Annotated in this window: 16 protein-coding genes; 12 read left to right on the top strand and 4 right to left on the bottom strand. The window is 64.1% G+C overall.

Features of this window, described 5'->3' with window-relative positions; translation table 11 throughout:
• Positions 1-78 precede the first annotated feature (78 nt).
• The 3 genes from IEW02_RS21665 to IEW02_RS21655 are packed head-to-tail and all read left to right on the top strand — an operon-like array spanning position 79 to position 2350.
• Positions 79-396 carry a putative quinol monooxygenase gene (locus tag IEW02_RS21665; RefSeq protein WP_188546967.1) on the top strand — a complete coding sequence of 106 codons (318 nt, stop codon included), beginning with the start codon at positions 79-81 and terminating at the stop codon, positions 394-396.
• A gap of 38 nt (positions 397-434) precedes the next feature.
• Entirely contained in the window at positions 435-1850 is a 1416-nt protein-coding gene (locus tag IEW02_RS21660) for an NAD-dependent succinate-semialdehyde dehydrogenase (RefSeq protein WP_188546966.1), read from the top strand.
• 35 nt (positions 1851-1885) lie between these two features.
• On the top strand, positions 1886-2350 hold the full coding sequence (locus IEW02_RS21655) for a cupin domain-containing protein (RefSeq protein WP_188546965.1): 465 nt from the start codon (positions 1886-1888) through the stop codon (positions 2348-2350).
• A gap of 92 nt (positions 2351-2442) precedes the next feature.
• On the opposite strand, the gene IEW02_RS21650 is transcribed toward IEW02_RS21655, so the two are convergent.
• Positions 2443-3147 carry a GntR family transcriptional regulator gene (locus IEW02_RS21650; RefSeq protein WP_188546964.1) on the bottom strand — a complete coding sequence of 235 codons (705 nt, stop codon included), beginning with the start codon at positions 3145-3147 and terminating at the stop codon, positions 2443-2445.
• An 86-nt stretch (positions 3148-3233) separates the two neighbouring features.
• Between IEW02_RS21650 and IEW02_RS21645 the strand changes: the two genes are divergently transcribed.
• Complete coding sequence (locus tag IEW02_RS21645; RefSeq protein WP_188546963.1) at positions 3234-4685, top strand: CitMHS family transporter; 1452 nt, start codon at positions 3234-3236, stop codon at positions 4683-4685.
• An 8-nt stretch (positions 4686-4693) separates the two neighbouring features.
• On the top strand, positions 4694-5101 hold the full coding sequence (locus tag IEW02_RS21640; protein ID WP_188546962.1) for a universal stress protein: 408 nt from the start codon (positions 4694-4696) through the stop codon (positions 5099-5101).
• 377 nt (positions 5102-5478) lie between these two features.
• Here the strand turns inward: IEW02_RS21640 and IEW02_RS21635 are convergent, their stop codons facing one another.
• The gene (locus tag IEW02_RS21635; RefSeq protein WP_188546961.1) at positions 5479-7200 is read right to left on the bottom strand and encodes a phytoene desaturase family protein; all 1722 of its coding nucleotides are present in this window, start codon (positions 7198-7200) and stop codon (positions 5479-5481) included.
• A 129-nt stretch (positions 7201-7329) separates the two neighbouring features.
• On the opposite strand from IEW02_RS21635, the gene IEW02_RS21630 reads away from it, so the two are divergent.
• The 4 genes from IEW02_RS21630 to IEW02_RS21615 all read left to right on the top strand — a co-directional run bounded on the left by IEW02_RS21630 (position 7330) and on the right by IEW02_RS21615 (position 9435).
• Positions 7330-7902, top strand: a complete 573-nt coding sequence (locus IEW02_RS21630) for a TetR/AcrR family transcriptional regulator (protein WP_188546960.1) — start codon at positions 7330-7332, stop codon at positions 7900-7902.
• A 37-nt stretch (positions 7903-7939) separates the two neighbouring features.
• On the top strand, positions 7940-8188 hold the full coding sequence (locus IEW02_RS21625; protein WP_188547029.1) for an iron chelate uptake ABC transporter family permease subunit: 249 nt from the start codon (positions 7940-7942) through the stop codon (positions 8186-8188).
• A 142-nt stretch (positions 8189-8330) separates the two neighbouring features.
• Positions 8331-8738, top strand: coding sequence for an SRPBCC family protein (locus IEW02_RS21620; RefSeq protein WP_371829988.1), 408 nt, complete (start codon positions 8331-8333; stop codon positions 8736-8738).
• 145 nt (positions 8739-8883) lie between these two features.
• Complete coding sequence (locus tag IEW02_RS21615) at positions 8884-9435, top strand: GNAT family N-acetyltransferase (protein ID WP_188546959.1); 552 nt, start codon at positions 8884-8886, stop codon at positions 9433-9435.
• Positions 9436-9650: 215 nt separating this feature from the next.
• Here the strand turns inward: IEW02_RS21615 and IEW02_RS21610 are convergent, their stop codons facing one another.
• Positions 9651-10526, bottom strand: a complete 876-nt coding sequence (locus IEW02_RS21610) for a helix-turn-helix transcriptional regulator (protein WP_188546958.1) — start codon at positions 10524-10526, stop codon at positions 9651-9653.
• 206 nt (positions 10527-10732) lie between these two features.
• Here IEW02_RS21610 and IEW02_RS21605 point away from each other — a divergent pair, with 206 nt between their 5' ends.
• Genes IEW02_RS21605 through IEW02_RS21595 form a run of 3 tightly spaced genes read left to right on the top strand, consistent with a single transcriptional unit; the run spans position 10733 to position 12037 of the window.
• Positions 10733-11062 carry a carboxymuconolactone decarboxylase family protein gene (locus IEW02_RS21605; RefSeq protein ID WP_188546957.1) on the top strand — a complete coding sequence of 110 codons (330 nt, stop codon included), beginning with the start codon at positions 10733-10735 and terminating at the stop codon, positions 11060-11062.
• A 40-nt stretch (positions 11063-11102) separates the two neighbouring features.
• Positions 11103-11504 carry a cupin domain-containing protein gene (locus IEW02_RS21600; RefSeq protein ID WP_188546956.1) on the top strand — a complete coding sequence of 134 codons (402 nt, stop codon included), beginning with the start codon at positions 11103-11105 and terminating at the stop codon, positions 11502-11504.
• A 14-nt stretch (positions 11505-11518) separates the two neighbouring features.
• A complete protein-coding gene (locus IEW02_RS21595; RefSeq protein ID WP_229746214.1) occupies positions 11519-12037 on the top strand; it encodes a cyclophilin-like fold protein in 519 nt (172 codons plus the stop codon).
• Positions 12038-12254: 217 nt separating this feature from the next.
• On the opposite strand, the gene IEW02_RS21590 is transcribed toward IEW02_RS21595, so the two are convergent.
• The gene (locus IEW02_RS21590) at positions 12255-13301 is read right to left on the bottom strand and encodes an NAD(P)-dependent alcohol dehydrogenase (RefSeq protein WP_188546955.1); all 1047 of its coding nucleotides are present in this window, start codon (positions 13299-13301) and stop codon (positions 12255-12257) included.
• Between the last annotated feature and the right edge of the window lie 149 nt (positions 13302-13450).

Here is a 13450-nt window from a genome sequence, read left to right as displayed (position 1 = left end):
TGATGTGGACTCCTTCACTATTCGATACGTTAAGGTATACCATGTGACATACGCTGGGGTAACCGAAGGAGCCCACCCATGTTGAATCTGCTGGTATCGGTGAACGTCCGTGCCGACAAGCGAGAACAGTTCCTGACCGCGATCACGCTCAACGCCGCGGCGTCGGTCCGCGAAGAGCCGGGGTGCTTCCAGTTCGACGTGTTCGAAGACGAGTCGGAGCCGAACCGCTTCTTCTTCTACGAGCGCTACACCGATCGCGCGGCGTTCGACGCGCACAAGGCCTCCGATCACTTCACCGCTTGGCGAGCCGCCGCAGCCGACGTGCTCGTTCCCGGCTCGCAGCGCAACACCTTCGGAACCGCGGTCACCACAGTGATCGACTCCGTGTCCGCGTGACCCGCTCCACCACAACACGATTGCCAGGAGAACACCGCATGCCCAATTCGATCACCACCGTCAACCCCGCGACCGGACTCGACCTCGCCACGTATCCCGCGATGTCGGACACCGACATCGACTCCGCTCTCGACGTCGCCGCCCGGGCCCAACTGGACTGGGCAGCAACCTCGTTCGACGACAGGTCGAAAGTCCTGCACTCCGGCGCCGCCGAGTTGCGCGCCCGCGCAGACGACCTTGCGCTGCTGGTGACGCGGGAGATGGGCAAGCCGCTTCGCGAAGCCCGAGCCGAAGTCGAGAAGTGCGCGGTCGGCCTCGAGTACTACGCAGAGAACGCCGCGGCGTTCCTCGCCGACGAGCAGTACGCGACATCTGCGGATGCGAGCTGGGTGTCCTACGAACCCGTCGGGATCGTCCTGGCAATCATGCCGTGGAACTTCCCGTTGTGGCAGGTGTTCCGGTTCGCCGCGCCGGCCTTGATGGCCGGTAATGCCGCGCTGCTCAAGCATTCTCCGAACACCACCGGCGCAGCGCTCGAGGCGCAGGCCATTCTCGAAGCTGCCGGGCTGCCGTCGGGGTTGTTCACGACGCTGCTCGTCGCCGAATCCGACGTTCCGGCGGTCACCGAGCGCCTGATCGCCGATCCCCGCGTCGGCGCGGTCACGATCACCGGCAGCGAACGAGCCGGATCCGCCGTCGGATCCATCGCCGGCCGCGAGATCAAGAAGTCCGTTCTCGAGCTCGGTGGATCGGACCCGTTCGTCGTCCTCGCCGACGCCGATCTGCCGCGGGTGGCGCACCTGGCCGCCAAGGGTAGGTTCCTCAACGCAGGCCAGTCGTGCATTTCACCGAAACGGTTCATCGTCGAAGCCGCTGTGGCACAGGAGTTCACGCGGCTGGTCGTCGATGCTGTCGACGCAATGGTCGTCGGCGATCCCGAGGACGACGCCACCGATGTCGGCCCCCTGGCGCGCGCAGATCTACGCGACGGTGTCGCCGCGCAGGTGCAGTCCTCCGTCGACGCCGGCGCCACGTTGCTCGCGGGCGGTCGGGTGTTGGACCGAGCCGGATTCTTCTACGCCCCTACCGTTCTCGGCGACGTGCTCCCCGGTATGGACGCCTACCACGAGGAAGCATTCGGTCCGGTCGCGACCATCATCACCGTTGCCGACGCGGACGAGGCGGTCACCGTCGCCAACGACACCCGCTTCGGACTCGGGGCCAGCATCTGGTCCGCCGACGTCGACAAAGCCGTCTCGATCGGCAAACGCATCACGTCGGGAGCATGCTTCGTCAACTCCCTCGTCGCCTCCGACGCGCGCATGCCCTTCGGCGGCACCAAACGTTCCGGCTACGGCCGCGAACTTGCCTCCGCTGGTATCCGCGAATTCGTCAACGTCCGCACCTGGTGGGCCATGAGCGAACCCGTCGGCGCCGCACCCATCTCCGAATAGCCCTCATCGACAACAGAATTGGACAGGAAAAGAACATGAGCGTCACCGCAGACACCGGCCGCACGATCACCCCCACCAGCAGCGACGACGGCCGACCCGCCGTCGTGCTGCACACCGCCGAGATCACACCCCGCCAACGCGGGGGAGGCGCCCGCACCGTCCCGCTGGTCTCTCAGCAGGTCGGTGCCAAGGACTTCCTCAACGGCATCACCATGTTTGCGCCGGGTTCGGCGATCCCCGAGCACATCCACAACTGCGACGAATCGGTCCTGATCATCAAGGGAAGCGCGGTCGCCCACATCGACGGCACGCAATACCCGGTGACGGTGGGAGACAACTCGTTCATCCCGGCCGGCATCGCGCACTTCTTCCACAACACCTCCGAGACGGACGAGCTGCACATCTTCTGGACCTACGCCTCCGTCGACGCCACCCGCACCGTGATCGCCACCGGAGTCACCACCCGCATCGACGAGGAACACGGCACCAACCTCACGTGATCAACCGCACGGTCGACGGAACGCTCACCGGGTGTTCCGCCGGCCGTCACCACGTTTATCAGTGAACGGGAACGGAACCGGCACACGACGATCTATGCGGTCACGAGGTCGATCCGCGGCCCGCGCCCGGCTCGGGACGGGTCGAACACCGCATCGAGAATGGTGCGCTCCGTCGCGGCCAGATGCGACGCCGACGCTTTCTCGGCCGCATCCGCGTCGCCGGCGATGATCGCCGCGCACATCTGCTGATGCTCCGCGAGTGAAGTCTCCAGGCGGTCCGGCGTGGAATGGGCGATCGACCGCAACCGTGCACTGTGCGGGCGTAATTCGGCGATCGAGCGGGACAGATGGGCATTGCGGGTGTGGTCCACGATCGCCCGGTCGAACTGCTCGGCCAGGTCGTAGAAGCGCTCCCACCTGTCTTGCGAGGGCGGCTCGTCCTTCATCGTGTCCAGCTCGGTGAGGATGCGACGGAACGGATCCTGCACGCTCGCATCGGATTTCGCTGCCTCGGCGACCATGCGTGTGGCAGTCGACTCCAGCAGCGTGCGGAGCTCGAACAGATCACGTACACCCTGGATCGAGATCGGCGCCACCCGCGCACCCTGACGGTCGACAAGCGTGAGGAGGCCCTCGGCTTCGAGGCGCACGAACGCCTGCCGAACCGGAGTCCGGGACGCCTCGAGGCGATCGCCGATCGCGATCGCGCTCAGCGACGCGCCCGGAGCGATCTGACCCGACATGATCTCGGCCTTGAGCTGCGCATATACCCGATCGCTCTTCGAATCTCCCGCCATGAGTACAGCTTAACGAACAAAGCGGCACTCATCACTGCGTCCCTTATGGTATACAGTGACGTACACCACCAAGCGAAAGGGCAGCGATGCTCGTCATACTCGGTTTTTCCATGATCGCGTGCTTCATGTACCTGATCATGAGCAAGCGCATCACCCCGGTCGCAGCGCTGATCCTCGTGCCGACCGTGTTCGGCCTGTTCGCCGGCGCCGGGCTCGGCCTCAGCGACATGATCATGGAGGCGTTGCTCAAGCTGGCCCCGACCGCCGCGCTGCTGTTCTTCGCCATCACGTTCTTCGGCATCATGATCGACGTCGGCCTGTTCGATCCGCTGATCCGGCTCATTCTCAAGTTCGTCAAGAACGACCCGATGCGCCTGGTCGTCGGCACCGCACTGCTGACCTCGATCGTGTCCCTCGACGGCGACGGATCCACCACATTCATCATCGTGACTTCGGCGTTCCTGCCGATCTATCTCAAACTGCGGATGAGCCCGGTGATCCTTACCGTCGTCGCCGCCACCGCCAACGGTGTCCTCAACACAGTGCCGTGGGGCGGATCCACCGCCCGAGCATCCGCAGCCCTCGGCGTCTCACCGATCGACATCTTCGTCCCGATGATTCCCGCAATCGCCGCCGGCCTGATCGCCGTACTCGTCCTCGCGTACTTCCTCGGCCGCGCCGAACGTAAGCGTGTCGGTACCCTGACCCTCGACGCTCCGGCACGAACAGTGGTGCGGGAGAGAGTGTCCAGCGGCAGCGTCGGGTCCACATCCGCCGACACCGCACACGGTGATCGACCCACCCCGCCCCCCGCGGACAGCTCGGACGGACCCGACGCGGCTCTCCCGCGTACCGACACCGATGTGAGCGACTTCGGCGAACTGCCCGAAGACGCGGCGGCACACCTTCACCGACCCAAGGCACGCCCAAAGCTGGTGTGGATCAACCTCGCTCTGACACTGGCCGTCATGACGCTGCTCGTGCTCGACATCGTCGAACCTCCGGTCACGTTCCTCGCTGCGGTCGGGATAGCTCTCGTGCTGAACTTCCCCCGCGTCGCCGAGCAAGCCGAACAGATCAAAGCGCACGCCAGTTCCGTGGTCTCCGTCGTTGCCCTCGTCTTCGCCGCCTCGGTCCTGACCGGCGTCCTGTCCGGAACCGGCATGGTCGAAGCGATGTCACAGTGGCTCGTGGGCGTCATCCCCGACGCATTCGGACCTCACCTCGCCATCGTCGCCGGCGCCCTGAGCATCCCGCTCACCTTTCTGATGAGCAACGACGCCTTCTTCTTCGGCGTGCTCCCCGTCCTCACCGAGACCGCGTCGCACTACGGAATCACGGCCGAAGAAATGGCCCGCGCCTCCATCGTCGGCCAACCCCTGCACACCTCGAGCCCACTCGTCGCGTCGTTCCTCCTCCTCATCGGACTCGCGAAAGTCGAACTGGGCGTGCACCTTCGCAAAGCACTCTGGCGCGCCTCCCTCGTCTGCATCGTCATGCTCGTCGTCGGCGCCGCCGTCGTCGCCTACCCCGCCTAAGGACCGCCATGAACATCGTCACCGCCTACAACGAACGCCCGGAAAGTCGGCGCGCACTCGACTGGATCCTCACCCACGGCCCCCAACTGGCCGGGTCACACGACAAGGTGCACCTGCACATCGCCCTCACCAGCGGCGCCGACTCACCCGCCAGCCCCAACTACGGATCACCGACCCTCGCCGACGCGCTCACCACCGAACTCGCAGCAACGAACACCGCCCACACCATCCACCCCGCGGGGCCCGACGCCGCCGCCCAGATGCTCGACCTCGCCGAACAAGAGCACGCCGACCTCGTCGTCATCGGAATGCGCCGCAGATCGGCCACGATGAAGTTGCTGCTCGGCAGCCAAGTCCAACGCGTCATGCTCGACGCACCCTGCCCCGTCGTCACCCTCAAATCCGACAGCGATTGACAGAATCCGACCCACGTCGCACGGACGGGTCTGCATAGCCTTGTAGGCGAGCGGTCTTCGGTCCGACCCCAAAACGAGGCTCGAAATTTCTATCCGCGCTACCAGTTTCAATCGGCGCTATGAGTTCGTTCTTTACCAGCCCGGTCTCGAGACCCGTTGGTGGAAGGTGCGACTGAGAGAGCAGTGCGGATGCTCCACGAGATGCGGTGCAGGCGACTTCTATCCGCTTGTGAAGGATTTCCCGCGTTCAGCGTGGGTTTACCTTCACAAGCGCCCCGCTGGCCGCGTCCGCTCGCCGAATTCGCCCGGTCGTAGTCGGAGTGGCCTAAAGGGTGCTGAAAAGTTGGTGAAATGGCCGAGTGACGCGATTGGCACGGTCACACCGTCGGGGTCACGTTCTGCAGTCGTGGCCTGCTCTGTCGACCGGCTCGTGCGGCCGAGAGCGAGTCCCATTCGCTGGGTACGGCGGCGAGGGTGCCTGCGGGGACCAGAGGTCGGCCGTCGCGGAACTCGGCGACCAGATTTCGGCCGAGTATCGTTCCAGCCGTCACGATTCCGGAAAGAAGTACTCCCTCGGTGGCAGGTCCGGTTCGGCAGCTCGCTCCCGCCAGGAACAATCCGGGAACGGGGGTTCTCGGCCCGGGCCGGGACACACCGGTCTGCTTCATGTTGAACTCGATGCCGTAGGACGCTCCCTCAGTCGACTGGGTGTACCGCTCCTGGGTGAGTGGTGTCGCCGCTTCGCGGTGGACGATGTGGCCGTCGAGTTCGGGGAGTGCGGTCTGCGTGCGCGCCACCATCAGATCGGTGAGGGTGGTCTTCATGGTGGTGTACGTCGTGCTCCTCGCGTAGTCGTGATCGCGTTGATCGACATCCGCTGCGCCCCAGAGCCGGTGGTCCATCACGATGGGAAACATCGACTCGAGTGAGCTGCAGCCGTCGGGTGCGTATCTCTTCGCCGTCGGATCCTTGATGTCGGAGCAGTGGATGTAGGCAGGCAGGACGGGGCAGATTCGGTCCAGCCAGCTCTGCGCGGTGTCGCCGGGCCGAAAGCGCTGCCCCTTCTCGATGTCGGACAGCGAGGTCCAGGAGGGCACCGAGAAACTGTCCTGATTCGTCCTGGTCGCGGCCAGGTCGACATCAGCTCCGAGGTAAGCGTTGAAGAACGGTGCAGACATCCGAAAGTCGTCGACGCGCTTCATGTTCGAGGCGTCGACTGCGCCCGCGGGGAGAAGGACGTTGTACGTCTTCTTGATGTCGGCCGTCGAGATCACGGTCTCGGCGCGGCACGTCGCTCCTCCGGCCAGTCGTACGCCGGCGGCTCGGCCGCGGTCGACGATGATCTCCTCGACGAAGGCGCGGGTGACCACCTCGCCGCCGTACTGCTCGATGACCCTGAGCAGGTTCGAGGCGAACACTTGTCCGCCGCCGTGGGGGAACCAGGCACCACCACCGACGAATTCCGTGAGGAACGAGGCAAAGGCGAGAAACGGTAGTCGGTGTGGCGGGCAGTTCATACTCCCCGACGGCGACATCGACAGCAGAACCTGAAGGCGTGGGCTCAGCCCGAAGTGGTCCATCACGGCCGTGAGCGACGATCTCGCCAGCGGCGCGTGGCGTCCGAGCTTCCACGCCGTCTTCGCCATTCCTGTCAGCGACTCCGCCGACGCGACGCGGTCGATGGCGCCACCCATCTTCCGGGTGACTTTGACGAAGCGTTCGATCGCGCGACGTTCGGCAGGGAAGAGTGCCGTCAACCGGATGCGGTATTCGTCCCAGTCGGTGGGCACCTCGAACTCGAGATCGGGGAACACGAATCGCTCGTAACCGTCGCGGTTCATCGGCTCGAAGGTGATGTGCTCACCCAGTCCGAGGCCGCGGAACATCGTGGGCATGTCGCCGTCGGGGCCGCAGTTGCCGAGGTGGTGCAGACCGACCTGCCACTCCCACTGGCCTTTTCGCCGGAATACGTGAGTGCTGCCGCCGACCACCGAATACTGCTCGAGGACGACCACTTTCTTGCCTGCCGCGGCCAGCGCAGCGGCCGCGGTCATACCCGCAAGGCCGCCGCCGACGACAACGACGTCGTATGTCGACACGTGAGATGTCCCTTCTGTCGAGCGTCTCGCCGATGATGTGAACCGATCGGTTCATCGGTACTAATTGGTAGCATGGACCGATCGGTTCACACAAGGTCGGTTCTCACGGATGGGAGTAGGTGAAGGCCAGTGACGACAGGACCACGGGAGCGGATGATCTCCTCCGCAATTCGCCTGATCTGCGAGCGCGGCGTGTCCGCGACGGGATTGGCTGATCTGTTGTCGCGCAGCAGATCGTCGCGCAATTCTCTTTATCAACATTTCCCCGCCGGCAAGAGCCAATTGGTCGAGATCGCGGTGCGGGAAGCGGGTGCAGCGATGGACGTGGACCTCTGCGCAGCGATGGACGGGGCAACACCGACGCAGGGCGTCGGTCTGATCGTCGACGACTGGAAGCGTCGCTTGACCACGTCGGATTACACGCGGGGTTGTCCGGTCATGGGTGCGGCGCTGGCGGAGTCCGAACCAGCCGTGCAGAGCGCCGCGGCTGACGTCTTCGGGCTGTGGCGCAACACTTTCGCGACCGCTTTCGTTGCTGGTGGCCTTCCGCTGGATCGGGCTGGGGCGCTCGCGGGATTCGTGGTCAGTGCGATCGAGGGGGCAATCGTGCAGTGTCGCGCGACGAAGACCACCACGCCACTCGATGATGCGCGGGCGGAGTTGATTCTCCTGTTCGACAACCACTTCCAAGAACAACGCTGATCCCGATGGCCTCGAGCGTTCATGCGTCGGACCCTGAATCCTTCCGGGACCGATCGGATTCGTGGCGCTCGCTGCACCTCAGTTGGCGCAGCGCCTGATCAGGAGTCCAGGGGTATCGATGACATCCGCGGCATTCATGGGCGGGGCGCTGCTCATGGCAGCTCACTTCACCGCCCTGCTCACCGCATCGTTCTATCGTGCAATACCAGTCGGCCTGGTGACCATGTGCATCGGCGGGGTCTACTTCATCTACCTGCTCGTGCGGGGCGCGCGCGACCAGGTGTGACGGGGAGGTGTGCTGAGGACGCGGCACATGATTCGGACGTGGGTCGAATGTCGCCAAAGGCGTCGGCATGACGGACTACACCATCGGTGCGGCGGTGGTCGTCACAGATATCACCGGTCCTCTCTTACGTAAGGTCGCTTCTATGAATCACGGATACGTTGTGCCGAGTCGGCATGTCAGCCAAGTGATAAGGCGTTCACCCGAGGAGGTGTACGAGTTCGCCGCTGACCCCGCGAATTTGCCGAGATGGGCGGCGGGTCTGGCGAACAGCCCGGTCTCCATCGAGGGCGATCGGCTGATCGCTGAATCACCTATGGGACGTGTGACGGTAAGTTTCGTGCCGCGCAACGATCTTGGGGTCCTCGATCACGACGTGACATTGCCGTCGGGGACCACCGTGAACAATCCCGTACGGGTGCTGAGTCACCCGAATGGTTCCGAGATCCTCTTCACGGTCCGCCAGATCGAACTCAGCGACGAAGAGTTCGATCGGGACCTCGGCCTGGTCGCCGAAGACTTGAACAGACTCAAGGAATTGTTGGAACCCTAGATCGACATCAAGTGGTGCCAGTCCCGGGACCGTTACGGTACCGAGGACGGAAGCGATGAAGCCTCCGACACCCGCGGGTCGACTGTTCGGCGGTCGCCGATCTACCGAGAGGCAGCACGATGAAGTCGTTACCACCACGCTCGAAATGAGCAGTGCACCAGTGAAAGCGCCCACCGATCTACCTGCGGACGTCCGCCTCGATCGTGCCCCGTTCGTTCCGCCCGAGTACGCAAGATTCTTGTACGGTCTCGTCGGCGGACCTTGGCATTGGACCGACCGACTGGAATGGCCCCGTAGCCGATGGGAAGACGACCTGTCCGTGGTCGGCACCGAGTTCCACATTCTGTACAAGAGCGGTGTTCCTGTGGGCTACGTCCATCTGCAGCCACTGGAGAACGCCGACGGCTCGCACGTCGAAATTCGGTACTTCGGCTTGGTGGAAGCCGTGATCGGTCAGGGCCTCGGCCGTCCGCTGCTCGAGCACGCAGTAGCCGCCGCCTGGTCACTGGCCGAACGGTTCGCGCTGCCCGAGGTGACTCGCGTGTGGGTGCACACCTGCACTTTGGACGGGCCCTCTGCGCTGGCCAACTATCAGGCGCGAGGGTTTGTCGTCTGCGCGGCCGAGACTTCACAGCAAGAGGGGAGTGGTAGCGCGGCCGGTTCATGGGTAAGCACCGGTGGTCCCGCTGAGAGGTAGCGCCGAGCGCGTGGTCGCAGCGGGACCGTTGTGAAGCGAGGTCGGCATTCGACCGCGCTGGGTTGCGGGCTGTGCAAAGTGGAACACCGGCTGTGCTTTTCGCGTCGATTACCAACGCTGGTGTTCCAGTCTGTGCTCCCGTCCCGCCGGCCTAACGCCTGGTCAGAAGCGGGAAACGGCAACGTCGTTCCGGTGTGCACGGTGTCGAGTGCAGATCACACATCACTCCCGGCCGGCCTCTGCTCGGCCGCCCACGAGCCGAGCAAGTGCAGACGCTCGGCGCTCGGTGAACCTGGCTCCGCGGTGTAGACCATCAGAATCGAACCGGGGTCAGCGGTGATCATCAACTCCTCGTAGGCAAGGTGGACCTCGCCGACAACGGGGTGGTTGAAGCGCTTCTTGCCCGCGCCGTGCGTTCGGACATTGTGTGCGCCCCAGAGCTTTCGGAATGTTTCGTCGCGCGTGGAGAGTTCGCCGACGAGGTCCTGAAGTCCCTTGTGGTGCGGGTCGCGACCCGCTTCGGCGCGCATGATGGACACGCACATCTCGGCGAACGTATCCCAATCGGGATAGAACTCCCGGGACAGCGGATCCAGGAACTGGAATCGAGCTAGGTTCGGGGTTCGACCACCGTCTCCGATGATCGGCGCGTAGAACGCCTTACCGAGTTCGTTGGTCGCCAGAATGTCCTGGCGTTGATTGCGGACGAACGCAACTCCATCGGTGATCGAGTCGAGCGCCCACTGCAAGCTGATTCGGGCAACGGCGGGGCGTGCGGCTTTTCGACGTGGCCGGCCGGAGGTCGGAACTCCGTCTGCGGCTCGCGCGAGGTCGAGCAAGTGGGAGTGCTCGGTGTCGTCCAGTTGCAGCGCGCGCGAGAGTGCATCGAGTACGGACGACGATGCTCCGCCGATGGCGCCGCGCTCGATGCGCGCGTAGTACTCGACCGACAGGCCGGCGAGTGCAGCGACCTCGCTGCGCCGCAGTCCCGCGACCCGTCGGTTGGTTCCGCCCGTGATGCCGGCCTGGTCCGGGGTGATCCTGGCTCGGCGGGTCATGAGGAACTCTCGCACCTCTGCCTTATTTTCCATACTCCCAACCCTAGGTCCGCCGGCAGTCTCCAGCGACTCCCTGTCGGGGCACCCCTGCGACATCGATGAACGCGTTGGAAAGGAGCATCGAGAGGTGCCCTGCTGGTGCACCTCTCGACAGGGACTCCCCCTCAGGCGCTGCTCGGGATTGACTGAACCGAGTGGTTCGCGGTGCGCGCGAACAATTCGACCGAAGGAGTGCTGCTGTGACCGATCAACCAAGGCAAGTCGGAGGTGGACGCTCGATGTTCGGAGATTTCGCTCCGAAGCTCGCCGAACTCACCGATGGTGTCCTCTTCGCGGACGTCTGGAACCGACCCGAACTCGCCGCCCGCGACAGGAGCCTGGTCACCGTGGCTGTGCTGGCTGCCGGTGGTGATACTGCGCAGCTCGAATTCCACCTCGGCCGAGCGATCGAGAACGGTGTGACGCAAACCGAACTCATCGAGATGCTGACGCACGTCACTCTGTACGCGGGTTGGCCGAAGGGTATGGCGGCGATGGGCGTCGCGAAGAAGGTTTTCGGCGAGGGGTGACCTCGCCCGCCGAGTTCCAGTCGACAGAAAGAGAAACGCTATGAATATTGAACCTCCCGTTCCCACGACGAAGAACCCCGCTGCGCAGTTTGCCGGCGACGTATGGCTTGACCCGATCGCGATGCCACACGTGGACGGTCAAACGATGGTGGTGGCGACAGTTCGATTCGCACCCGGTGCCCGCACGGCATGGCACTCCCACGAAAACGGCCAATATCTGCGTGTGACACAAGGAATCGCTCGCTTCGGAAGTCGCGACGGCACCATCATCGAGGTTCATCCCGGCCAGACTTTGTACACCCCTCCCGGCGAAGAGCACTGGCATGCCGCGGCGCCCGGCCTGTACATGGAGCACATCGCAATGCTGCAGAACGGCGAGGACCCTGCCACGACGACGACATGGGCGGAGCACATCACCGACGCGCAGTACGAGGGCCGGTGATCCATAGATCGAACATGCAGTCTCGAGTAGTTGCCGGCGCGATAGCGGTGTCGTCCGTGCTCGCGTTGGCGGCCTGTTCCAACGACGCTTCGTCGGGTCCGCCTACTCGATCAGCAGGTGCCACAAGCGCAATCGACGAAGGGTCCACGAACCAGCAGGTCGAGAACGGAGAATCCATGCGAATCGACATCCAGATGGGTGAACGAATCGTCGTTGGAACGTTGAACGACAGCGCGTCCAGCCGTGATCTTCTCGCTCAGCTTCCTCTGACGCTGGATATGTCCGACCACGGTTCGGTGGAGAAGACCGGACCGCTTCCCATCGAATTGTCGACCGACGAAGCGCCCGAGAGCGCGGACCCGAATCCGGGCGACATCGGGTACTACGCACCGGGGAACGACTTCGTCCTCTACTACGGCAATCAGAGTGCATTCCCGGGAATCGTCATTCTCGGTACGATGGACGAAACTGGCTCGCAGACTGTCGGTTCCATGGACGGCGACGTGACTGTGAGGGTTTCTCGTTCGGAGTGAAGCAGCGGGCGTGTGGACCTAGCCCGCGCGGACCTCACCGGATCGCGAAAAACTGTCTCGAATTCGGACAGCAAATTGTTGGTCACTATCCTCCTGGCGGCGGTCGCCAGGCGGTGCCCCTCTGTCCTCGCGCACCGCCCTGGCGGAACACACCGGATTTCAACTCGAGCGCGAATAGATCGCCGCGCCGAGGCTCGCGCCGGCGGTCGAGGATTTGTCAGGCAAGGGTCGAGGTGTCGATGACGAATCGGTAGCGGACGTCGGAGGCGAGCACCCGCTCCCAAGCTTCGTTGATCTTGTCAGCCGAAATGACTTCGATCTCGGCTCCGAGGTGGTGTTCGGCGCAGAAGTCGAGCATCTCCTGCGTTTCGCCGATCGATCCGATGGCTGAGCCTGCGAAGGTCCTGCGGCTGGGGATCAGTGAGAAGACCTGCAGTGGAAGCGCTTCGGCGGGTGCACCGACGTTGACCATCGCGCCGTCGACGGCAAGCAAGGACAGGTGTGCGTTCAGGTCGATCGAGGCGCTGACGGTGTTGATGATCAGGTCGAAGGTGTTGGCAAGTGTGGTGAACGTGTCGGGATCACCGGTCGCGTAGTAGTGGTCGGCCCCGAGACGGAGTCCGTCCTCCTGCTTCTTCAGCGACTGCGACAGGACGGTGACCTCTGCGCCCATGGCGTGGGCGATCTTGACGGCCATGTGGCCCAGTCCGCCCATGCCGACCACGGCAACCTTCTTCCCGGGTCCAGCGCCCCAATGGCGCAGCGGGGAGTAGGTGGTGATGCCGGCGCACAGCAGCGGCGCGGCGGCGTCGAGCTCGATTCCCTCGGGGACCTTGACGACGAAGTGCTCGGTCACGACGACCTGCTGCGAGTAGCCGCCCTGCGTGGTGGTGCCGTCGCGGTCGGTGCCGCCGTAGGTCTGAATGTTACCGACGAGGCAGTACTGCTCGAGACCCTTGACGCACTGTGCACATTCCCCGCAGGAGTTGACCATGCAGCCGACTCCGACGCGGTCGCCGACGGCATGCTTGATGACGTCGGACCCGATCTCGGCGACCGTCCCTGCGATCTCGTGACCGACGACCAGTGGGTAGGGAATCTGGCCCCACTCGCCCCGGGCGGTGTGGATGTCGGAGTGACAGATTCCGGCGAACGCGATGTCGATACGGACATCATGGGGTCCCACGTCACGGCGTTCGATGGTGCTGGGGGACAAGGGCTTGTCGGCTGCGGTGGCGGCGTACGCCTTCACTGAGGTTGTCATAGAACCATTGAAGACCGTGCGCGACGGCGAAGGGAGTCCCTTTCGAAAGGTGTACCAGCAGTGCACCCCACGTCAGGCACTCCCGCGATCACCTCAAGTGGTGTCGGCTCGAGCGCCTCGGCGAACTCGTAGAAGACGGACTCACGCCC

The sequence above is a fragment of the Rhodococcoides trifolii genome (assembly GCF_014635345.1).
Lineage (GTDB): Bacteria > Actinomycetota > Actinomycetes > Mycobacteriales > Mycobacteriaceae > Rhodococcoides > Rhodococcoides trifolii.
Note: the sequence above shows the minus strand (reverse complement) of the source record. Positions and strands in the feature narration are given on the sequence as shown.